The sequence below is a fragment of the Streptomyces krungchingensis genome (assembly GCF_054729265.1).
This window is the reverse complement of the sequence record NZ_JBPUKY010000002.1, coordinates 1,058,456-1,079,265: the sequence shown is the minus strand read 5'-3', so window position 1 is coordinate 1,079,265 and position 20,810 is coordinate 1,058,456. Positions and strand designations below refer to the sequence as shown.

Annotated in this window: 17 protein-coding genes; 8 read left to right on the top strand and 9 right to left on the bottom strand. The window is 69.4% G+C overall.

The genetic code is table 11. The annotated features are described in order from the left end of the window. Positions 1 to 205: 205 nt before the first annotated feature. Positions 206 to 358: a hypothetical protein gene (locus ACSYGO_RS45545; RefSeq protein WP_460390362.1), complete on the bottom strand. Its 153-nt coding sequence runs from the start codon at positions 356 to 358 to the stop codon at positions 206 to 208. A gap of 341 nt (positions 359 to 699) precedes the next feature. Continuing rightward, positions 700 to 1,497: a LolA-like protein gene (locus ACSYGO_RS45540; RefSeq protein WP_460390361.1), complete on the bottom strand. Its 798-nt coding sequence runs from the start codon at positions 1,495 to 1,497 to the stop codon at positions 700 to 702. Between the two features lie 457 nt (positions 1,498 to 1,954). Between ACSYGO_RS45540 and ACSYGO_RS45535 the strand changes: the two genes are divergently transcribed. After that, a complete protein-coding gene (locus tag ACSYGO_RS45535; RefSeq protein ID WP_432175630.1) occupies positions 1,955 to 2,293 on the top strand; it encodes a helicase associated domain-containing protein in 339 nt (112 codons plus the stop codon). Positions 2,294 to 2,496: 203 nt separating this feature from the next. Beyond that, positions 2,497 to 3,210 carry a hypothetical protein gene (locus ACSYGO_RS45530; protein WP_460390359.1) on the top strand — a complete coding sequence of 238 codons (714 nt, stop codon included), beginning with the start codon at positions 2,497 to 2,499 and terminating at the stop codon, positions 3,208 to 3,210. 322 nt (positions 3,211 to 3,532) lie between these two features. Here the strand turns inward: ACSYGO_RS45530 and ACSYGO_RS45525 are convergent, their stop codons facing one another. After that, a complete protein-coding gene (locus tag ACSYGO_RS45525) occupies positions 3,533 to 4,231 on the bottom strand; it encodes a histidine phosphatase family protein (protein ID WP_460390358.1) in 699 nt (232 codons plus the stop codon). 387 nt (positions 4,232 to 4,618) lie between these two features. Between ACSYGO_RS45525 and ACSYGO_RS45520 the strand changes: the two genes are divergently transcribed. Together ACSYGO_RS45520 and ACSYGO_RS45515 are read left to right on the top strand one after the other, a co-directional pair. Continuing rightward, the gene (locus tag ACSYGO_RS45520; RefSeq protein WP_460390439.1) at positions 4,619 to 5,101 is read left to right on the top strand and encodes a MarR family winged helix-turn-helix transcriptional regulator; all 483 of its coding nucleotides are present in this window, start codon (positions 4,619 to 4,621) and stop codon (positions 5,099 to 5,101) included. A gap of 396 nt (positions 5,102 to 5,497) precedes the next feature. Continuing rightward, a complete protein-coding gene (locus ACSYGO_RS45515; RefSeq protein ID WP_460390357.1) occupies positions 5,498 to 5,992 on the top strand; it encodes a hypothetical protein in 495 nt (164 codons plus the stop codon). A gap of 610 nt (positions 5,993 to 6,602) precedes the next feature. On the opposite strand, the gene ACSYGO_RS45510 is transcribed toward ACSYGO_RS45515, so the two are convergent. Continuing rightward, entirely contained in the window at positions 6,603 to 6,782 is a 180-nt protein-coding gene (locus ACSYGO_RS45510) for a hypothetical protein (RefSeq protein WP_460390356.1), read from the bottom strand. A gap of 433 nt (positions 6,783 to 7,215) precedes the next feature. On the opposite strand from ACSYGO_RS45510, the gene ACSYGO_RS45505 reads away from it, so the two are divergent. After that, complete coding sequence (locus tag ACSYGO_RS45505; RefSeq protein ID WP_432175635.1) at positions 7,216 to 8,901, top strand: ribonuclease J; 1,686 nt, start codon at positions 7,216 to 7,218, stop codon at positions 8,899 to 8,901. 213 nt (positions 8,902 to 9,114) lie between these two features. On the opposite strand, the gene ACSYGO_RS45500 is transcribed toward ACSYGO_RS45505, so the two are convergent. Both ACSYGO_RS45500 and ACSYGO_RS45495 read right to left on the bottom strand, forming a co-directional pair. After that, on the bottom strand, positions 9,115 to 9,603 hold the full coding sequence (locus ACSYGO_RS45500; protein WP_426678914.1) for a GNAT family N-acetyltransferase: 489 nt from the start codon (positions 9,601 to 9,603) through the stop codon (positions 9,115 to 9,117). Between the two features lie 330 nt (positions 9,604 to 9,933). Beyond that, on the bottom strand, positions 9,934 to 10,503 hold the full coding sequence (locus ACSYGO_RS45495; protein WP_460390355.1) for a TetR/AcrR family transcriptional regulator: 570 nt from the start codon (positions 10,501 to 10,503) through the stop codon (positions 9,934 to 9,936). A gap of 168 nt (positions 10,504 to 10,671) precedes the next feature. Here ACSYGO_RS45495 and ACSYGO_RS45490 point away from each other — a divergent pair, with 168 nt between their 5' ends. Both ACSYGO_RS45490 and ACSYGO_RS45485 read left to right on the top strand, forming a co-directional pair. Beyond that, positions 10,672 to 11,700, top strand: a complete 1,029-nt coding sequence (locus ACSYGO_RS45490) for an NAD-dependent epimerase/dehydratase family protein (RefSeq protein ID WP_460390354.1) — start codon at positions 10,672 to 10,674, stop codon at positions 11,698 to 11,700. Between the two features lie 326 nt (positions 11,701 to 12,026). Further along, on the top strand, positions 12,027 to 12,695 hold the full coding sequence (locus tag ACSYGO_RS45485; protein WP_460390353.1) for a Rossmann-fold NAD(P)-binding domain-containing protein: 669 nt from the start codon (positions 12,027 to 12,029) through the stop codon (positions 12,693 to 12,695). Positions 12,696 to 13,092: 397 nt separating this feature from the next. Here ACSYGO_RS45485 and ACSYGO_RS45480 read toward each other — a convergent pair whose 3' ends face one another. Next, complete coding sequence (locus ACSYGO_RS45480; protein ID WP_460390352.1) at positions 13,093 to 14,019, bottom strand: hypothetical protein; 927 nt, start codon at positions 14,017 to 14,019, stop codon at positions 13,093 to 13,095. 457 nt (positions 14,020 to 14,476) lie between these two features. Here ACSYGO_RS45480 and ACSYGO_RS45475 point away from each other — a divergent pair, with 457 nt between their 5' ends. Then, positions 14,477 to 14,965 (top strand): hypothetical protein, encoded by a 489-nt coding sequence (locus ACSYGO_RS45475; RefSeq protein ID WP_460390351.1) that lies wholly within the window; start codon positions 14,477 to 14,479, stop codon positions 14,963 to 14,965. Between the two features lie 339 nt (positions 14,966 to 15,304). Here the strand turns inward: ACSYGO_RS45475 and ACSYGO_RS45470 are convergent, their stop codons facing one another. Together ACSYGO_RS45470 and ACSYGO_RS45465 are read right to left on the bottom strand one after the other, a co-directional pair. Continuing rightward, entirely contained in the window at positions 15,305 to 16,672 is a 1,368-nt protein-coding gene (locus ACSYGO_RS45470) for a cytochrome P450 (RefSeq protein WP_460390437.1), read from the bottom strand. A gap of 583 nt (positions 16,673 to 17,255) precedes the next feature. Next, complete coding sequence (locus ACSYGO_RS45465) at positions 17,256 to 20,801, bottom strand: tetratricopeptide repeat protein (protein WP_460390350.1); 3,546 nt, start codon at positions 20,799 to 20,801, stop codon at positions 17,256 to 17,258. Between the last annotated feature and the right edge of the window lie 9 nt (positions 20,802 to 20,810).

Sequence of the window (20,810 nt, the reverse complement as noted above, 5' to 3'; positions counted from 1 at the left end):
ATCGCCAGATCGCCCCCGCGCGGCCCCAGCCGCGTGAGGGCACGTGCAGCAGGCGTCGACGGCGCGAGCGACATCGCCGCCGACGGTTTCGGCGCAACCAGCCGCCCGCGGGGTGAGGTGCGACGACGCACTCGGACTTCGCTGACTCCAGGGCTCCGTTGACGGCGGTGACGCAGAACTCGTAGTTCCAGGTGCCGGGGAAGAGCTACGCGATGCCACGGTGCGTGGTGTCGACGATGAACTCGTCGGCGGAGGACTGGCATCCGTCATTGATGTCGCGGACCCAGACGCGGTATCCGGCCGCCTTTGGGGAGCCCGACCAGGTGAGTTGCACCGTGGTGGGGTCGGTTGAGGTCACCTGGAGATCGCCGGGGGCGGGTACCCCGCCCGCCGTGGCCCAGCCCACTCCAGGAGCTCGCCGCCGAGGCCCGCGTCACGGCACGCAACGCCATCGACAAGCACGATCTGACCGAACTCACCACCAGGCGAGACACCCAGCACGCCGTCAGAGCAGCCGAAGGCCGCGTTGACCGCCTGGAGCGCGAACGTACACGAGCCACGGAACCGCGGGAGGTCGAGAGCGGCGAGCCGGCCCCGTCTGCCGCCCTCGCAGGTGCGCCCCCGGTCCCGGCGTTGAGCGCGGCTGGGGGCAGTGCTCCCGCGGCCGTCAGCGGGCGGGGGACGCCGCGATGTCTCACGTCAGCCTGCCATGAAGGCCAGGGCTCCCTTGGCCGGAGGAGCGATCGAGGTCGCAGACGGGGGTGTGGTGACTTCCACGGGTTCCCCGAAGTCGGACAGTTGAAGGCTGACGTGGGCGAAATGGTCGTCCATCTGGAAGTCAAGGCGGACCAGAGCGAGTCGCCCTTGCTTCACGTAGGCATCGACCGCTACCAGGGCGCCCTCGCGGTCCTGCCGGTATCCGCCGATCTCGCCACGGGTCTTCTCGGCTGTGCGCGAGATCAGAGCCTGGTATCCGAGCACGCCGCGGTAGCGGGTGGCGGCGCCCCCGAAGACGGGGTCCTTGCTGGACTTCGTGACCTCGGTGGTGGCTGCGATCTGGGCGAGCAGATGCTGGGGGTCGTTGAGCGGGGCGCGCAGGAGATGGTGGGACTCGGCTGTCGAGCGGTCGGTCACGAGCCATTGGTCTGTGCGGGTGCTGAGGTAGGCCTTGTCGCCTACGAATATCTGGTCGAGTTGTTCGCCTCCTGCCTGGACGAAAAGTCTCCCCCGGCCATGGGCGAGGTCGAAGGGGCCGTCAATGACGAGAACCGTTCGCTTTCCGTCGTCCTGGAGGACAAACGATTCGCTGATCGTCACGCTTGTACTGCGAGCAGCCTCAACGACAGAGCGGAACTCCTTGGCAGCGGCAGAGTCGGCGGCCGGCTTCGCGGAGGAGACGCTTCGGCGCTCGCTGCCGTCAGAGTCCGACGAGCAGCCGGCCGCGGTGAGGGCGGCGGCGAGGGTGACGGCTACGACAAGGGGGGTGGTGCGACGCATGGCTCCTCGGGCGTGGTCGGAGTTGGCGCCGGCGTGGGGGCAGCAGTTCAGGTCCAGGCTGGCACGGCGAGGGTGAGCGTACACGCGCACTCCGCGGGCGCGTTGGGATCTGGACGACGTCGCGCAGCGCCACGACCGCCGACGCGTGGGGACCGCCGCGCAGCCCCGATGGGCGCAGAACTTCTGGATACGCGCTTGGAACCCAGGACCTGCCGGCCCTCGCGGCCCGACTTTGGTCCGGGTTCGCACCGCGAAGAGTTCAGGGCCGTTGGAGCCCGGCGTGGGAGATCGGTTGGCAGCGTGCCTACCGGCCTCGCCCTCGCGCACGTGAAGGCCGGCGGCATCCTGCCCATGCAGACCGGCGAGGTGATCGTGCAGGGCAAGGACCTGGGAGCGCGGATCACCGCGCGGCGCGGGCTGGGATCGGCTGGTTGCGGCGCAGCAGTTCCTACTGGAGATGATCGGAGTCGAGCCCCCGGTCGAGGGCGAGTCGGTGGTGCCGGCGCGGCGCTCGCAGGATGAGCGGTGGGCCGTCATCCTCGCGGCCGCCCGCCAGTTCCACGCCCGCGAAAGCCATCTGATCGAGCCCCGCAAGCTCGTCGAACCGGTCGCGGGCGAGCCGGTCGAGCTCGGATCGTTCCTGGACAACGCCCACAGACGCGCCAGGAAGCTGAGCGACCAACGCCGGGCAGACCTGGATGAGTTGGGCATGCGGCGGGCTCTTCTGTTCCCAGGACGGGCTCGACGTAACGGAGGAGTGACGCTATTGCCGTCCGGCGCGCAGAAAGAATCATGAGCGTCATGGAAGTGATCCCCCGGGCTGGCGAGCGAGGTCTGGATCCCAGGTGTCCGGTTCCTGAGGATCGTTGTTCGCTGCTGCTGGCCGACGACCGCGGTCGGCCTGGCGGCGGCGCGACCGGGACGGTCTGCCGAGCGCAGGGACGTGGCTGAGTGTTCCGCGTTTCCCTGCGTTCCTGGTCGATCCTCGCCGTGCCTGTCGTGGGCCTGTTGGTGCTGACGTATTCCGCTGCAACGTCCGAGCCGCACGTCCGTGCGGAGTGGCAGGCGGCTGTCGAGCCTTTGCAGGATCGTCCGCTCCCGGGCGGCGGCACGGCCCAGCTCTCGAAGTGCGGGGTGGACGATCGGCCGCGGCCGGTACCGCGGGGCACGGGCGAGCGGAGTAAGGATCCGCAGCTGGTGCTCACGAGTTGGGACGCCTACGATCCGGGGCCGAAGTCGCCGGGCGGACCCCGCTTCACCGTGCACGCGGCCATCCGAACAAGCCACAGTCCCCTGTTCCTCGACGCACCGCTGGCCAAAGGCCGGGTCACGCTCGATCTCTACGGCCCGCACGGTGAGGGCGGCCGCGCCTCCGCCCGCGGACTCAGCGCGACTGTCGTGGACAGCAGCTACATGGGCAAGCCTGTCAAAAGCCCGGCGTCCGGCCGATTCCGCGTGGATCCGGGCAAGGAGTTGCTCCTGGACGTGGATCTCCCTGCCGGAGCTGTGTGTCCTGGCCGCAGCCTGCTCGACATCATCAAGTGCTCGCCTGAGGACACCAACGACTCCGCGGACTGCCCGGTGCTGACGCTCACCCTCGCCGACCCGGCGATCCGTGCGTACCGCGCCCAGACGACAGCCGACGGCGCCGCCGGCTCCCTCAGCGACCGGCTTGTCGCCGTTTCCCTGGAACCGGACACCTCCCAGGTGTGACCAACCCAAACGGGCGCCTCTTCCGGACTCCCATCAGCCCCTCACCATGCCCCTGGCAACGCAAAGCGCAGGTGATCTCGATCCGGCCGGGTCACCACCGGTGGCAGAAGACGCTACTGGTGACAAGGAGCGCGCCGATCCAGTGACAGCCACCGTGCCTCGTTGATACGAGATCAGCAGGTCGGGTGACCTGTTCAGCGACCTGTATCGCGCGTCGGTGCAGGCGGTGTGGTGAGTGGCTGTGGACGAAGCAGGAGCGCCCCTCGAATCGAGGGACGCCCCTGCTCCCGAACTTCGGCGGTCAGCCCAGTACGCGGAGGGCCTACCCGCAGCCGGCGAAGACCGTCCCTCGGAACGAATTTGACCGTTTCCCGCCGCCCGGGCGGGCCTCCGCACACCGATCACCATCGCCGCGTGCCGGCGTCGCTGAGGGCGTGAGGAACCGTCGCCGGCCCTCCTGGCCGGTGACGTGGCCGAGCCGGACGTCCCACTGGCCGCCTCGCCAGGTCAGAGAGACCGGGGACAGCGGCGGTACAGCCAGATGCCAGAAGGCTCGTGCCGGCAGGGCCAGAGCATGAACGAGCGCGGCCCGGACCACGGCCGCTTCCGTGACCGCCACCACATGGCCGGTCTCGGGCGCCTCGTGGTTCAGCCAGTGCGCTGTCCGGCGGCACAGCCGGCGCACCGACTCACCTCCGTGCGGCGCGGCATCCGGGTCGGTGAGCCAGGCACTGAACCCGTCGGGGTCGGCTGCGGCGACGTCATCGACGGTGCGACCGCACCACGTGCCCAGGTCGAGATCGCGCAGCGCAGGCTCGACCGCCGCCACCACACCGAAGGCATCCGCGGTCTGCGCACAGCGCACCGAAGGCGCCCGCACAGCCATCCCGTGCCGAGGAAGCACTGCTCCCCCGGCACCGGCCCCACGCACACCGCGCTCACCGAGCGGAGCGTCACCGAAGAGCCGGTCCACGGCGGCGTCACCGCCGGGCGCACTCACCAACGTCAGGCGGATCGTCATAAGACCAACCTCCTCCTGGCCCGGCGCAACGCCGTGACTCATGCGCTCCAGGATCAGCGAAAGCCCCCCGCCACAACATCCGCCAGGCGGCCGGAACACTCCCGCCGACCGGCCGGCCCGGCCCACCACCCGGCCGGACCCGGCACGAGCCACCCGTTGCGCCGCAACGCGTTACCCCGAGTAGCGACGGCCGATATCGCCGCGCACATCCGAACAGACCGCGGAAGGCCGCGGAGGGCCACCCGGCCCTGGCCCCGGCCCCGGCCCCGGCGAAGCGCGCCCCCGCCAGGGACCGACCTACACCATTGAGTCCCTGATACCATCTATGTCGATAGATGATTTTGTTGGGGTAATAGTTTGCTGAGAAGCAAGGTAAGTGGGGTGACAATGACTGCGGACCTGACCGGCACCGTCGAGGCCGAACCCCTCGAGCGGCTCGGCTTTCTGCTCGCCCGGCACGGCGCCATCGCCTACGCCCGCACGGAGCACGCCTTCAAGCTGTGCGGACTGACACCGCGCCAGGGCGCGACGCTGGTCCTGCTGGGCGAGTCGGGCCACATGAGCCAGAAGGGCATGGCCGAGGTCCTGGAGGTGGACCCCAGCATCCTGTGCGGGATCCTCAACGACCTCGAGAACACGCACCTCGTCGAGCGCCGGCGCGATCCCGCCGACCGGCGCCGTCACATCGTGGCGCTCACCGACGAGGGCAGCCGTGCCCTGGCCAGGGCCCAGGACGCCATCACCGCCGTGGAGAACGAACTCTTCGCCGACTTCACCCCCGACGAGCTCTCCACCCTGCGCAGCCTCCTCGCCCGGGTCAGGACCTCCAAGAGTGTCAGGACGCCGGGGAGCGACTCCTTCTGCACCTGACCGACCCGCCACCACCAGGCAGCCAGGGGCCACGGGCATACCCGTGGCCCCTTCGCCATGCCACCCCCTGCCACACATCCACGGCACCCCACGACAGCTTCGCTTCGGTGAGCCGACAGTTGCCGCGGATCCGCGACATCCCCGGCACCCACCGCACCCACCGCACCCACCGCAGCTTCGTTCGGCGAGCCGACAGTCTCCCGGATCCGCGGTACCCCGGGCGGCTTCGTTTCGGTGAGTCGACAGTCACACCCGCTCATTCATTGATGCCCATCAACGATCTGATAGCGTCAACGCATGACGTCGCTCGGCCGTACCGGCCACGAGCCCAACGGCCCAACACGTCGATCGTTCACCGCCCGCACCACACACCGGGCGAAGCAAGGAGACAGAACCATGAACAAGCTGACGACCCGCGTCGCCCTCGCCGCCGCCACCGTCACCATGACCGGCAGCGCCCTCCTCGCCGTCACCGGCACCGCCTCGGCAGCCACCCTGCCCGCCGCCCAGCACCACGCTCACCCCACCACCGCCGTCGTCACCGTCCCCGCCACGACACCCGCCCAGCCCGCCGCCCAGCACAGCGCTCACCCCGCCACCACCGTGGTCAACGTGACCCAGCACACCGGCCTCTCCCGCATCGGCCAGGGATGGTTCCTGTCCGACGGACAGCGTCAATGGCACGGCGAGCGGGACGCTTCGGGCTACTCCTACTGGCGCTCCGACGACAACGGCCACCAGCTCCGCTACGACGGCCACCGCGTCTACCACCGCCACCACGGACAGTGGGTCGCCGTCGCCCAGGCCGACGAACGCGCCTACGCCTTCGACCGCTGGCACTTCGACCAGCTCTGGACCGTCCGCGTCCTCGAAAACCCCTACGGCATCTGAGCAGGACCCGCTCCGAAGAACACCCGAACAGGAACCTTGATGAAGCAGCAGATCCGCGCCCTCAGGACCCTTCGCCGCCGTCGTCCGGTGACGGACCTCAGTGCCGGCCGGCATCGTGGGCAGCCAGCCGCCGAACGCCCCTCCGCCCTGGACGCACCCGCAAGCGGTCGCCACCGCCGCAGCCCGGCCCCCGCCCTCCCAGCGCACGCCTGACCGCCCTCGTATGAGCTGACCCCGCGAGGCCGAACACCCGACAAACCCCCGTCGCGTATCACGCACCCCCCAAGGGCATGCACCGCCGCCTCCACAGCGGGAGCCGCCCCGGCAGCGGTCATTCCGCCGCCCCCGCCCACAAACCACACCGCGGCGCCGCCGACCACGGCCGGCCTCCCGCAGCAGGCAGGCGTCATGACGCCACCGGCCCGCGCCGATGAGAGCCGTAAGCACCAGCGGCACCGCAGCGCCGAAGAGGCAGAGCGGCACATCGAAGCCGGCGCGCAGCAGGCCACAGTGGACGCAGGCGATAAAGGGCCACTTATCGAGGCGACGGCTGTCGACCGGCCACTCCACCGGCACAACGACAAGGTGGGCCGCCGGGCAACCGACTGCTCTACGGGACCGGCATGCCGAACAGCAGGACCGTCACCAGCACGGTCACCGGAATGACCAAGGCCACGGCCAGCCCGGCAACACAGCCCCAGACAGTCAGCCGAACACTGGTCCTCGCATCGTCATCGCTCTTCGGCACACCCACATCCAACAGTGACAAACACCAGCTCTCCACCCCCACGCGACTCCCCATGGAAAGCGCAGGCCACAGCCACTCCTTGACGACTGCGAACCGCACGGACGCCGCGCAGCGAACGGCACGCCTGCCATACCCGGCAGCCACCGCCCGATTACGCCCGAGGAACCGTCAAGGCAGGTTCGGCCTCGATACTTCGGCGCCGTGGGCGCATGCCCGGGCCGTCGGTTCGCCCTGTTCCTTCTGTGTGATCGCGGGCGGGGTGCTCAGCGCCCGCGCGACCCGCGAAGCCACCCCGGCACCTGCGGCGGTCGCTGTGGCTGCGGATGCGCTCCTTTCCGGGGGCCGGGGCAGCGGGCAGCGGAGACGGTTGCCGGCCTGAGCGCCAGTACGTCTCCGGCGTCGGGTCGCATCGAGCGCTCGTTGGATCACACAGGCAGTGGATCACTCTGTCCCGCTCTCCGGGTACCGTCAGGGTATGAGTCATCCGCACCCCGAGCTGAAGGCCGCACCGCCCCTTCCCGAAGGGGGGCTGCGGGTCATCGCCCTGGGCGGCCTCGGTGAGATCGGCCGCAACATGACCGTCTTCGAGCACGCGGGCAAGCTGCTCATCGTCGACTGCGGCGTACTGTTCCCCGAGGAGACCCAGCCCGGCGTGGACGTGATCCTGCCGGACTTCACCTCGATCCGGGACCGGCTGGACGACATCGTGGCCGTGGTACTCACCCACGGCCACGAGGACCACATCGGCGGCGTGCCGTACCTGCTGCGGGAGCGGTCCGACATTCCCGTCGTCGGCTCCAAGCTGACGCTGGCGTTCCTGGAGGCCAAGCTCAAGGAACACGGCATCCGGCCGCGCACGGTGCGGGTGCGGGAGGGTGACCGGCGTGGCTTCGGGCCCTTCGACTGCGAGTTCGTGGCGGTCAACCACTCCATCCCCGACAGCCTCGCCGTCGCGATCCGCACCCGGGCCGGGATGGTGCTGCACACCGGCGACTTCAAGATGGACCAGTTCCCTCTCGACGACCGCATCACCGATCTGCGCGCCTTCGCCCGCCTCGGCGAGGAGGGCGTGGACCTGTTCCTCACCGACTCCACGAACGCCGAAGTACCCGGCTTCACCACCTCCGAGCGAGAGCTGAACCCGGCGATCGAGCAGGTGATGCGCACCGCGCCGCGCCGGGTCATCGTCTCCAGCTTCGCCAGCCATGTGCACCGCATTCAGCAGGTCCTGGACGCCGCCCACCAGCACGGCCGCAAGGTCGCCTTCGTCGGCCGGTCGATGGTCCGCAACATGGGCATCGCCCGTGACCTGGGCTATCTGAAGGTCCCCTCCGGTCTGGTCGTGAGCACGAAGGAGCTGGAGAAGCTCCCGGACCACAAGATCACGCTGGTGTGCACCGGCTCGCAGGGCGAACCGATGGCCGCGCTGTCACGGATGGCCAACCGCGACCACGTGATCCGTATCGGCAAGGGCGACACCGTCCTACTCGCCAGCTCCCTCATCCCTGGCAACGAGAACGCCATCTACCGGGTGATCAACGGACTCACCCGGTGGGGCGCGCACGTGGTCCACAAGGGGAACTCCAAGGTGCACGTCTCCGGGCATGCCAGCGCCGGCGAACTCGTCTACTGCTACAACATCGTCAAACCCGTCAACGTCATGCCCGTGCACGGCGAATGGCGCCACCTGCGGGCCAACGCCGACCTCGCCATCCGTACCGGTGTCGACCCCGACCGGGTCGTCATCGCCGAGGACGGCGTCGTCGTCGACCTGGTCGACGGACGCGCGTCCATCACCGGCAAGGTCGCGGCCGGCAACGTCTACGTGGACGGCATGGAAGTCGGCGGCGCCACCGAAGCGTCCCTCAAGGACCGCCTCACCCTCGCCGCCGAAGGCGTGGTCACGGTGGTGGCGATCGTCGACGCGGACACCGGCGCCCTCGCCGAGGCCCCCGACTTCCTGGCGCGGGGCTTCGTCCACGACGACGCCACCTTCGAGCCGGTCATCCCCGTCATCGAGAAGACCCTCGCCACCGCAGCCGAGGAAGGCGTCGGGGACGCGCGCCAACTCGAACAACTCATCGCCCGCGCCGTGGCGAACTGGGCGTTCCGCACCTATCGCCGCAAGCCCCTCATCATCCCGGTCATCATCGACGCCTGAGCCATGGCCCGGCGGCACGGTCCCCGTTCCGGCCGCGGCCCCGCCCGCGACGGACTCCCCGGGCGGTGGCGCCGCGCGCCGCTTCCAGATCGTCGGCCTCGGGTGAGGGAGAGGCCGCCGACGCAGGCGATGCCCTCGCCGGGGCGGAGACGACGGCTCACATGGTGTGCGCCATGCAGGGGAAGCCGGTGCCCTGCGAACCGGCACACCGCGTCAGTCCGAAGGAATGCGAAACTCGAATTCGGGGCGGTCCCACGGGACCGCGGGCGGGTTCGCGAGGGCGGTCCCGATCCGTACGGCACCGACGCGGTGGTAGAAGTCCGCAGCGGGAAGGTGCGACACGACCATGACACGGTCGAGCCCGGCGGCACGGGCCTCGGATTGCATGTGCGCGACGAGCAGTCGTCCAATACCTCGTCCTTGCGCTTCGTCGGCGACGAACAGCAGGTCGAGCTCCGGTGGAGCGAGGACGAGCGAGTAGAACCCGAGGACCCGGCCTCCATGCTCGTCGGAGCCGACGGCTACGTAGGCGCGGTGGGCCTCGATGTAATCGGGACCGACCCGGTAGCCCGCGACTGCGGCTGCGTACTTGCCCTTGTAGGCGCCTGAGCCACGCACGAGCCGTGTGAGCCTTTTGGCATCCCGCGCGACGGCCCTCCGTATGGTGATCGGCTGACTGATCGGGGAAGTGAGTGAACTCATCCGGCGAGTATTTCGCACCGGGGGTGCCTTCGTTCGGAGGGGTCGGCTGCTCGGGCAGGCGTTCCTGCACCGCTCCCGGGAGCTCGTACCGAGTCGAGCAGCGGCCTGCCCATGTTCGGCAATGTCTTCGCAGGATCCACAGACAGCTCCCGGCCGACGGGGCGGGACGGACGGTCGTGCGGCAGCCGACCGATCGCTCTCGCTGGTCGAACCCGCCGCGATCGGCGGCTGCGCGACACATTGAGAGACCGCGCGTGACCGCCCTGTCGGGGGAAGCGGACGACAGGCCTGCCGGATTGCGGCTGGTGACGCTCCCCCGCCTCTGAGCGATCAAGGCGCGGGCTGACGCAGGCCGTCGATGATCAGGTCGAGAATCCGGGTCGCCTGCTTTTCGCCGCCGCGAGCCGGGTCGATGCGCCAGAGCACGCTCAGCTGGAGCAGGACATCCTCGGGGTCCAGGCCCGCCTTCAGGGAACCGTCGGCGGCGCCGGCTTCGAGCAGCAGGGCGAGGGAGCGCAGGAATGGCGCGTAGCTCTCGTCGTCCTGGCCATTGTTCGTTGCCGCGTGGATGATCTCGGCGAACTCGAACTTCAGCCGTCCGTAGTGCGCGATCTCCGTGAACCAGAGGCGCAGCGCGTCGACCGGAGGGTGGGCGTCGAGCAGGACCGGCGCGCGGTCGATGATCCGCTGCAGGTCGTTGCGGTACAGCTCCAGGATGAGCGCCTCGCGGGTCGGGAAGTGCCGGTACAGGGTGCCGATGCCGACGCCGGCCTGCTTGGCGATCCCGGTCAGTGAGGCCGTTCTGGACGCGGCGAGTGCTTCGCGGGCGACGGTCAGGATGCGCTCCCGGTTGCTGCGTGCGTCCTTCCGCGTCGGCTTCGCGGGCGATGCGGGTTCCACGGGTGTGCGACCTCTTCTTCTTGTCGATACGGGACCTGCGGCGGCTCTGGGACCGGTCGGCGGACGGGTCCGCAATTGCTAAACGGAGGCCCCTCCGTTACGTTGGGAGAGTTCCGGAGGGGACTCCGTTTCATTCTTCCACACCCCGCGCAACCCTGGAGGGCCATCATGTCCGAGCTTGTCCTGGTCACTGGCGGCACCGGCTACATCGGCGGCTGGTGCATCGCCGAACTGCTCCACCGCGGCTACCACGTGCGGACCACCGTGCGGTCCGTCGACCGCGAGAAGTCTGTCCTCGATGCCCTGTCCGGTGAGGTCGACCCCGCGGGCAGGCTGGACTTCGCGGTCGCCGATCTCACCTCCGACGACGGCTGGGATTGCGCCCTCAAGGGCGTCGACCGCGTTCTGCACGTCGCTTCTCCGCTCGGCGTCAACTCCGGCAAGGACCCGGACACCATGATCCGCGCGGCCCGCGACGGCACCCTGCGCGTCCTTCGTGCCGCGACGTCCGCCGGCGTCAAGCGGGTCGTCATGACCTCAGCGGCCAACGCCGCGAGCCCGTCCTCGTATGCCAGCGAGGGCATCACCGACGAGACGCTGTGGACCGACCCCGAGGACCCCACACTGATCTCCTACCGCCGCTCCAAGACCCTCGCCGAGCGCGCCGCCTGGGACTTCATGGCGGAGCAGGCCAGTGGCACCGAACTCACCACCGTGCTGCCCGGCGCGGTGTTCGGGCCGATCCTCACCAAGGACAACATCGGCTCCGTCGGCATCATCGCCCGCATGCTCTCCGGGAAGATGCCCGGCGTCCCCCGTATCGGCCTGGAGGTCGTCGACGTGCGGGATCTCGTCGACGTCCATCTGCGCGCGATGCAGTCGCCGGCCGCAGCGGGGCAGCGGTTCCTCGCCACGGGCGAGTTCATGTGGATGCGGGAGATGACCCAGATCCTGCGTGAGGACCTCGGGAACGTGGCCCGGCGCGTGTCGACCCGGCAGATCCCCGACACCGTCGTTCGTCTCCTCGCCCGATTCCGGGACCCCACGCTGCGAGAGATCACTCCCGCTCTGGGCCGCCGCAACCGGCACAGCACCGAAAAGGCGAGGACCCTGCTCGGCTGGCAGCCCCGCTCACCCCGCGAGACTGTCCTCGACTGCGCCGAGAGCCTTCTCGCCCACGGAGCTGTCACCGTGTGACCCCGGCCGGCCGGCGGAAACGCGGACCCCGGCCTCGTACGTCGGGGCGGGCCCGGCCCGGCCCGTTGCACCGTGGCGGTGCGCACCGAGGGCGACCCTGCGCAGGCGTGAGCGGCGCCGCGGGCCCCGGCGGTCGGGGTGAGCCCATGGTTCGAGCCATCGCCTCCGCCCGCGCCCCCGCAGGGCTCACCCCGGACACGGCGATCCGGTCCCCGGCACTCCACAGCGAACCGACATACGAAATCTGCGACTTGCAGTCCGTGAAGGACGTCTCGGACCGCAACTGCTCGGCGTCAACCTCACCAACGGACTTGGAAAAGCACCCAGTGAACGTTCTCCTTCTCGGCGCCACCGGCATGGTCGGCCACGGCATTCTCCACGCCTGCATCACCGACGTGTCCGTCCGCTCCGTCACCGTCGTCACCCGCCGCACGCCGGCCCTGACCCACCCCAAGGTGCGCGTACTCACTCATCAGGACTTCACCGATCTCACTCCGCTGCGCAGTGAACTCGCGGCGATCGACGCATGCCATTACGCGATCGGCACCTCTTCCACGGGCGTCACCGAAGCGGACTACACCCGCGTGACGCGCGACTACGCGCTCAGTGCGGCGCGCACTCTGGTGGAACTGGGCAATCGGCCCGCCTTCATCTACGTCTCCGGCCGCAGCGCCGACAGCAGTGAGAACGGCCCCGTGATGTGGGCCCGGGTCAAAGGATCGGCGGAGAACGCGCTCCGGGCGCTCCCGCTGCGCACACACATCCTGCGCCCGGGCTACATCCGGCCCCTCCACGGCGCCCGCCCCTGCTCCTCGGCAGCGCGGGCGTTCTACACGGCGACCGGCCCGCTCTACCCGGTGCTGCGCCGGATGTTTCCCGACTGGACCACGTCGACCGAGGCTGTCGGCCGCGCGGCCATCGCCCTCAGCCGACCCGGCATCCCCTACCCCAGCACTCTCACCAGCCGCGACATCAACAGGCTCGCCGGCATGTGACCCCCTCCCCCGCGCGTGCGCGGCCGCCGGACACTCCAGGAGATCTCGATGGATGAATGGCTGCGGAGCCTGCCCCCGACTCTCGTCTGTGTGAGTCTCGCTCTGACCATCGCGCTCCAGTACGTGTGCCTTCCTGCTCCCGGGGGCATCGCCATGACCACCGCCGCGCTCTTGACGGTCGACGGCCAGGTCCACCCCGCAGCCGCCGTCCTGGCGGCGGCAGCCGGCGCCGTCGCGGGCGGGGCGGCAGGTCACCGGATCGGCAACCGCGCGACACCGTCGCCTGCCGGGTCCCGCAGGTGCTCGGCCCGGGCGGTGCCGCCGTCAGTGTCGGGTGTGCGCCAGGGGCAGCTCGTGAGGTGCGGGGCGCCGCCATGTCGGCGGCGCCCCGCCGGGCTCAGCCGACGTGCAGGGTCAGGGCGGCGGTGTGGAGCTTGCCGCCGGTCTGGAACTGCAGGAACAGCCGCCAGTTGCCGGAGGTGGGCAGCTCGGCGTGGAAGGTCAGGGCCGGGCCGCCGTGGCCGCCGGTCACCTTGGTGGTCGGGTGGAGGTGGGCGAACGCTGCGTCGCCCTCGTGGAAGCCTGTCAGGTGGGCGTAGGTGTCCAGGTAGGGCTCGAGGTCGGTGACGGGCTTTCCTTCCTTGGCGACCGAGACGGTCATCGGGTGTGCCATGCCTGCCGTGGGCTCGCCCTTGACGGTGACGGTGTATCCGTCGACCTGCGTGACGGTGGCCGGTGCGGGCAGCGGGGTCTTCGCGAAGTCGCCGGGCACCGTGGCGGTGCGCGAGAGCACGAGGTCCTTGCCCTTGCCCGTGCCGGTGTTCGGGGTGAAGGACGCGAACATGCGCCAGGAGCCCGGAGCGAGGGAGGACAGGTTCGCGCTCCAGGTGCCGTCGGCGGCCATGGTCGGGTGGACATGCTGAAAACCGGTCAGGTCCGTGCGGATCGCGTAGAAGTGCATCCGCTTGGTCTGGTCGACACTGAAGTCGGTGACCGGCTTGCCGTCGGAGCCGGTCACCGTGAACCGATACGCGGCCTGGTTGCCGGACAGCGGCGCGGTGTCCTTCGGGGTGAGGCGGTAGCCGTCCTGGCTGTCGGACAGGCCGTTGCCGGACGCCATGTGGTCCATGCCAGGCATGTCGCTCATCGAAGGCGACGCGCTGGACGAGGACGCCGCGGAGGGCTTGCTGCCGTGGTCCATGCCCGGCATGGACGAAGTGTCGCCGGAGGAGCCGCAGGCGGCGAGGGGCAGCGCCAGAGCCGCTGCGACACCGATGGCGGCGAACGCGCGGCGGCGGGCGACGGGGCGGGAAGAGGAGATCATCGAAGGGGATCTTTCGGGGTGGGCGCACCACACCGGTGGCGCGCGGAGACGGGCAGGGCACGATGCCGGTACCGGCCGGTGGCCGGGCCTCGGCGCGTACCTGTCACGTCCGCGCGATGCACGCCTTGAGCAGGTGATCCCGTCCTCCATCCGGAGGCCCACGCAGACCGCCCCCGCCCGGTTCCCTGAGCCACGCGGGCGCCCACGGGGCCGCAACCGCGACGGCGGCAACCGTGAGAAGGCCGGGCGCCGACAAGGGAATCCGCTCATGGGCCAAGGTCGCCACGCACAGCGCACCGGGCGTCGCGGCGGTCTCGGCGGCCTGGAGGGCCGGGCCTGGATGATGCGTGCCGGGCGCGTGAGCCGTGGTCATCGGAGAGGCAGCGTGGCCGGCGGGCATCGGTGCCGGTGCGGGCATGGAGTCGTGGCAGCCCTCGGCGGCACTCGCCGGGGAGCCGTGCATGAGGAACAGACCGAACAGCACCGCGCACACGGCCAGCAGCCGGGCCATGCCCGGCCTGCCTGCATGTCCGCTGCCCACGTCCTGTCCCCTTCCTTCCTCACCGCCCGCGATCACTCATACCATCATACCGGGGTGGGGTATCAAGAGGCGGCAGCTCGCGAGCTCGCCGGGGGCGACGTCGTCGCGGACGTCCTTGGCCTGCGCGGCTTCGGTGTCGAGGTCACGCACGCGGGCGCTGATGAGGCCACGCACGAGCGCGTCCAGGTGCTGCTCGACGTGGGCGAGGCGCTCGCCCCGGTGTACCAGCGTTGCCAGCTCGGTGCGCTGGGACGCTCGTGGGCGATGTCTACGTATGCGCGGGGAACGGCTTCGGGTTGTTCGCACCCAGAGCTGCTTCTGGAACCGCTCCCCGCGGTACTGGATGCCGTGAAACTGACGCACCCCCCTGCCGGCGCAACGGATGGCTCACCGGCAGCCGCGTGAGAGGCCGGACGCACGCGAAGTCCCCGCGCCCGCGGCGCGGGGACTTCGTCGTCACTCCGGAGGATCGCAGGCACCAAGGCGCCTGCCCCCGATGTGGTCTACGAGTGCCTCTTCGACTTGGGCGCCCGGTTCGCGAAGGGCTTCCTCACCATCCTGCCGAAGGCGGGGCACCGTGCGACGGTGGGGGGGAAAGCGCGACGGGAACACGGGGATCCTTCAACTGCGCGGGGACACGATTGTCTTCCCGGTCCCGGAACCGGACATCCGTCCTCCTCAGCCCGTCGAGGCCGGAAATGATCTACGGCGTTCGTGCCCGTTCCTGGGCGTGTGGCCGGCTCGTCAGGGTGAACCGGCGGATGCCGTCTGCCGGTTGTCTTCGCGGCGGCGGGCGGTCATGTGCAGGGTGCTGGGCCGGACCGTGGCCCGGGCAACGGGTCGGATCTTCTGGCCGGGAGCCAGTTCGAGCCGCCACGCCCGTACGAGCGTGGCGATCGCCGTGGTGATCTCGGCCTGGGCGAACCGGTCGCCGATGCACTTGTGCTTACCTGCGCCGAAAGGCAGGAACGCTCCGTCAGGCAGGGCCGGTTGGCCGCCGTCCAGCCAGCGGTCCGGGTTGAACGCCAGCGGGTCCGGGAAGAGCGCCGGATCGCGGTGCAGGGCGTGCTGGCAGTAGGCGAGCTCCGTGCCGGCCGGGATCTCCCACTGGCCGATGCGGGTCTCCTGGAGGGTGCGGCGTGTGACCAGCCAGCCTGTGTGGTGCAGGCGGGTGGCCTCGGTGACGACCCGACCCAGGTAGGGCAGCTGCGTGAGGTCGTCAAAGGTGACCGGACGTTCGCCCAGGACCTCGTCGAGCTCGGTCTGGACGCGTTCGTCGATGTCGGGATGGCGGGCGAGCTCGTACAGCACCCAGGCCAGCACGGAGGCGGTGGTCTCGGTGCCGGCGACGGCGAGCGTGAGGATTTCGGAGCAGATCTGATGCGGTGTCAGCGGCTGCCCGGTCGCCTCGTCCTCGGCCTTGAGGAGCATGGAGAGCATGTCGCCGGTGTCGCGGCCTGAGGCCCGCAGCTGGTCGACCGCCTTGTTGATGGTGGCGCGTACGGCGTCCCGTGCTGCGGTGAAGCGCCGGTTGGCGGGCAGCGGGAGTTTCTCCGCCCAGTCCGGCAGCATGATGCGGGTGCCGACCCCGTTCATCACCACGGACAGGTCGTGGCGCAGCTGGTCGAAGGCCTGCGGTTCGATGGTGGAGGAGAACACGGTTGCGGCGAGCATGTCGAGGGAGAGCTTGACCATGGCCTCCCGCACGTCGAGGACCTGGCCGGGCGCCCAGCCCGCGATGGTGGTGGTGACTTGTTCGCGCATGAGGTCGACGTAGCGGGCGATCTCGGTGTGCCGGAAGGCGGGCTGCAACTGGCGCCGCTTGCGGACGTGTTCGGCGCCGGCAGCGGTAACGACGCTGTCGCCGAGGAGCTGGCCCATCTTCTCGAAGAAGCGGCCCTTGTCGAGTGTGGGGGCGACGTCGACCAGCATGGTGCGGATGAGGGCCGGATCGTTGATCACGACCGTGGGCTGCTGCGGCTGGAGCCGGATTTCGACGAGGGGCCCGTAGTTGCGCAGGGAAGCGATGAAAGCGAGGTTGTCGCGCATGAGCGGTATCGCGTGGCCGAGCAGCGGGAGGGATCCCGCTGCCTTGGGTATGGGGGGAGGCACTGCGGTAGTCACGGCGTTTGCTCTGTCCCTTCACAGTGATGGCGCCGTGATCGATTCCCATCTCCCTGACCAGGACAATCCCGCATTTCACGTGTTGATGATCACGCGGGAGGCGGGTTTGTCTTTGCTCGAGAGCCTTTGCAGGTACGGTAGTAGGCAAAAGAGAGCGCTGGCGTTGGCCGGAATCACCTCAGGGCGTAGCCGCCACCCCCCGCGGCTCGTTGTTGACGTGGCGCCGTCGAAGGCGCCGACACCCCAGACCCCGGAGACCGGCTGGAGGCACTGCATGCGCGGACCTTGCGTTCCAGACGGGCCGGCAGCCGGAAAGCCGGCTCCTCGGGACAGCCGCCGCCGTCAGCCCGCATGACAGCCACCTTCTGACGCCACGCACCCCGGAGATCGGCAGCAACACGACGGCTGGCCCGCCCGGTACGCCACTGCGGATCGGTCGCCGGCGCAGCCTTCCGCTCCCGTTCCTGATTCGTACTTGCAGGCGACTTCGGCACCGTGGCGTAGCCGACCGACGGGTCGCACAGGACGACGTGTTGCACGGCCGCTTGCGACCCTGCAGAGAGGGGAGCAGTCAAAGGCCGTGTGACGCCAGCGGACGCGGCGGGTGCAGGCGCTCGGGCAACAGGTCGAGGTGATGTCTGGCTTGCTCGGCGGCCGGGCTGTGGGGGAAGCGCTCGAGGATCTGCTGCCAGACGTCCCTGGCTCGGTCGAGGTCCTGGTGCCCGCGCCGGGACATCGACCGTGCCTCGAGGGCGGACGCGAGGTGGGCCCATTCTTGAGCGTTGCCGCCGGAATGCTCTACGGCGCTCTCCAGGAAACGGACGGCCTCACGGGGCCGGCCTTCGCGGTAGGCGACCCACCCGCGGGCGTCCTCGCACTTTGCAAGCCCGCCAGGGTCCAGGATGTGTGAAGCACTCTGCAGAGCACCGTCCGCCATCAGGCGTGCCTCATCGAGCTTGATGCCCTGCTCGGCGTAGAACATCGCAAGGCGTGCTGTGAGTGTGACCTGTACGACGCACAGCTCCTTCTCCTCGTCCTTGCCGCGCGACCTGGCCATTCGGGCGTAGCAGGCCTTCTGAGCCTCGAGCAGCTCCCGTTCCACCTCCGAGGGCTGTTCACATTGGGCCATGAGATGCGCGATGCGCTCGTGGTGCTGTGCTGCGTGTGGCTGTTCGGTGGTACCGCTGATGGCGCGCAGGGCGACGATGGCGTCGTCGGAACGGCCCAAAAGATCCAGCACGGTGGCGAGTTCCTCGTGCATCCGTGCGTCCAGATCCGTACTCAGCGAAGCCTCCCGTGTGGCTTTGCACAACTCCTCCCGGGCGTGTTCAAGAAGCCTTTCGCGCTGAGCGTTCTGCGAGGTGCCCGCCTGCTTGCGGTAGGTGACCGCCAGTTCGAGCCGGGCTCTGTCACGTTGCTCTCCGGCCGGCAGGAGCTCGACCAGCCTGACCAGCGTCTGCTCGGCGAGGTCGTACTGGGCCCGCTGGTCGCGATACAGACGGGCAAGTGTGAATCGTGGGTAGGCGTACAGGGGGGCCAGTTTCAGGGCGTCGCGGCAGTCACGTGCGGCATCGCCGATGCTGCCCTGACATGCGTACACCGCCGCCCGCCCTGCCATCGCACGCGCACGCGGAGACAGGTCCGGCTGTTCTGCGGACAGCTCCGCCAGCCGCTCCTGCCCCTGACGTCCGGTGCGGTAACGAGGGCGGACGGTCTTTGGTGATCTGTTGATGGCCCCGTCGTAGTGTCGGACAGCCCGTTGGTAGTTGTCCGAGGCCTCGTGCCGGTGCCCCGCATCGAGCTGGGAGTCGGCGAGAGCAGCGTAGGCGTCGGCCAGTTCCACGTACCACATCGGCGGCTTTTCCAGCTTCGACAGCGGCCTTCGCCTGACGGCCTTCTTGAGATGACGGACCGCCGCCTGCCACTGGCGCCGTTGTTCGTCGGAACGCTGGATCATCGACGCCAGCGATGCGTGGAGCAGGCCAATCTCCCGGTGAGCGAAGGAAACTTCCGGCCGGGACCCGCCGAGCTCGAGGCGCAACTTCTCGATTCTGACCAGTGACCTGCGCAAGCGTGTCTCGTCGGCTGTCTGCTGCGCCTCACGGGCGTCGGACCACGCTCGCGCCCAGCGCAGGGTAAAGCGATTCTCCCAGCCGGGGGTATCAGGGACACAGCCGTCCGTCGGTGGCCACTGCTCGTCGATGATCCGGCGGGCTTCCTCCCTGCCCGGTTCCAGCGCCAGGGCTTTGCCTGCGAGCGACCGGGCGGCACGTTCGTCGGGTATGACCAAAGCCAGCAGGAGCCAGGCCACGGCGTCGTCGGGGTCCCGGTGCACCGCCAGGGTGAACAGGTCGGTTGCCAGTTCCACGGTCTCGCTGTTGATCGCCGTGCCGGCTGCGAAGGCGCCGATGTCCTCGGCAGTGACGTGATGGTTCTGGGGGTCTCGTTGGAGGGCCTCCAGGTACGCGATCAGTGCGCCGCCCTCAACGCCGTGCTCCTCAAGCATGCGGCCCCTGAGTGCATGCAGTTCCGTGACATCAGGTGCCCAGCGGATCGCGTGGCAGATGCGGCTGTCCGCCGCTTCTACGAGACGTGACCGGACCGGGGCGTCGGTCATACATCGCGCCAGTTGGGACCAGCACTCCGACTCCAGGCTGACGACGTGGGCGATCCGCGCGGTGAGGGGCCGCACCGCAACCGTGTCCCCGTCACGGACCAGCCGTGTGGCCCGTTCGTCGACCAGCGCCTGTTCTGTGGTGCAGAAGCAGTCGAGTGCCTCCCCCACCTTGCCGATCGGGGACGGGCCATGTTCCGTGTACTGCTGCTGGTGCTCACCTTGCTTCAGCAGCGCCACGCCCAGCCAGTACGAGGCAAGCGCACCCTCCATGGGATGCGTGCGGGCAGGCTGCATGAGTGCGCTGCGAGCCTGCTGGACCGCCTGCTCCAGGAGGTCGGACCGCCGTTTCACATCGACGGCAGGATGGTCGGCCTGCTCGATGAAGGCCCTCGCCAATTGGATGCGCGCGGGAGCCATCGCCGGGTCAAGGGTGAGCGCCTTCTGCCACATGAGGGTCGGGCCGTCCCCCACTGCCCTCGACACCCGTAGACCGATGTCCTGACGGACGCGCCGCTGCTCGCGGTAGACCAGACCGAGGTTGTGGTACGCCGCGGAATATCCCGGACTGTGGGCAAGGGCCGCGCGGAAGTGGTCCTCGGCCTCATCGAGATACTGCAGAATGCCTTCTTGCTGAAAGCGCCGGTATCTGTCCAGGCCATCGACCAGCCGCTGGAAGCTTTCGACATCGGCACCCGACTCCGAGGCCCCGGGCCGTTCAAGTTCGATGCGGTGGGCCAACTCCCGAGCCAGGAGACCCTCGGCCTGGCCGGTTTGATCGTGGGTGCCCACCTCAGCTGACCACGTACGGCCACGCATCCCGGACTGGGTGGCGACGACCAGCCATACTCCGTCTGCCTGCACCAGCACCCCCTCCAGTGTTCCACTGAAGGCCCGCTCCAGCCATGTGAGCACGGTTCCGACCTGAAGTTTCAGGGGCCCCAGGGTGACCGTGCCGACCTCGGTCGGCTTGATGTCGCCTGACAGCCCGCTGGTCGCCACCCCCGACTTGAACGGCACCCGGGCTGACGACCGCCGCACCATCTCACCCCGCTGCGCGGCCGGGTTGAGCACGTCGGCGGACGTCATGAACGGCTCCTGCCGTACCAGTTCCGCGATCCGTTCGATCTCGCCGCCCAAGAGCTCGGTGAATCCCCCTGCGAGGCCGTCCGCCTTACCGGGGCTGTCTCCGCCGGCCAGGCATTTGAAGGGCAGGATCCGGACTGGCCGGGAGCCTCGCCGCGCAGCCACCAGCAGAATTGCAACGAGGCCAATGATGATCCAGACGGCATAGGGCATCCCCCGGAAGGGGGCGCCCCCTCGCATCACCGTCAGCACGATGAACCCCACGATGGCTACGGGGGTCCACCACAAGACGGGGTTGATGCTGCGCCACGCAGTCCACCAAAGTCTCAGGATCCGCCGCACTCGATGCGTGCCCTTCAAGGGCCTGGAGTCCGCGATGCGCTCCGTCTCCATCACGAGATGCTTGAGCGAGGGCATGGCCACGTG

Coding starts and splice junctions, on each gene's coding strand:
- ACSYGO_RS45515 (WP_460390357.1), top strand. CDS start 5,498: ATGAACAAGCTGACGACCCGCGTCGCCCTCGCCGCCGCCACCGTCACC.
- ACSYGO_RS45490 (WP_460390354.1), top strand. CDS start 10,672: ATGTCCGAGCTTGTCCTGGTCACTGGCGGCACCGGCTACATCGGCGGC.
- ACSYGO_RS45525 (WP_460390358.1), bottom strand. CDS start 4,231: ATGACGATCCGCCTGACGTTGGTGAGTGCGCCCGGCGGTGACGCCGCC.
- ACSYGO_RS45505 (WP_432175635.1), top strand. CDS start 7,216: ATGAGTCATCCGCACCCCGAGCTGAAGGCCGCACCGCCCCTTCCCGAA.
- ACSYGO_RS45500 (WP_426678914.1), bottom strand. CDS start 9,603: ATGAGTTCACTCACTTCCCCGATCAGTCAGCCGATCACCATACGGAGG.
- ACSYGO_RS45480 (WP_460390352.1), bottom strand. CDS start 14,019: ATGATCTCCTCTTCCCGCCCCGTCGCCCGCCGCCGCGCGTTCGCCGCC.
- ACSYGO_RS45535 (WP_432175630.1), top strand. CDS start 1,955: ATGATCGGAGTCGAGCCCCCGGTCGAGGGCGAGTCGGTGGTGCCGGCG.
- ACSYGO_RS45540 (WP_460390361.1), bottom strand. CDS start 1,497: ATGCGTCGCACCACCCCCCTTGTCGTAGCCGTCACCCTCGCCGCCGCC.
- ACSYGO_RS45465 (WP_460390350.1), bottom strand. CDS start 20,801: ATGCCCTCGCTCAAGCATCTCGTGATGGAGACGGAGCGCATCGCGGAC.
- ACSYGO_RS45520 (WP_460390439.1), top strand. CDS start 4,619: ATGACTGCGGACCTGACCGGCACCGTCGAGGCCGAACCCCTCGAGCGG.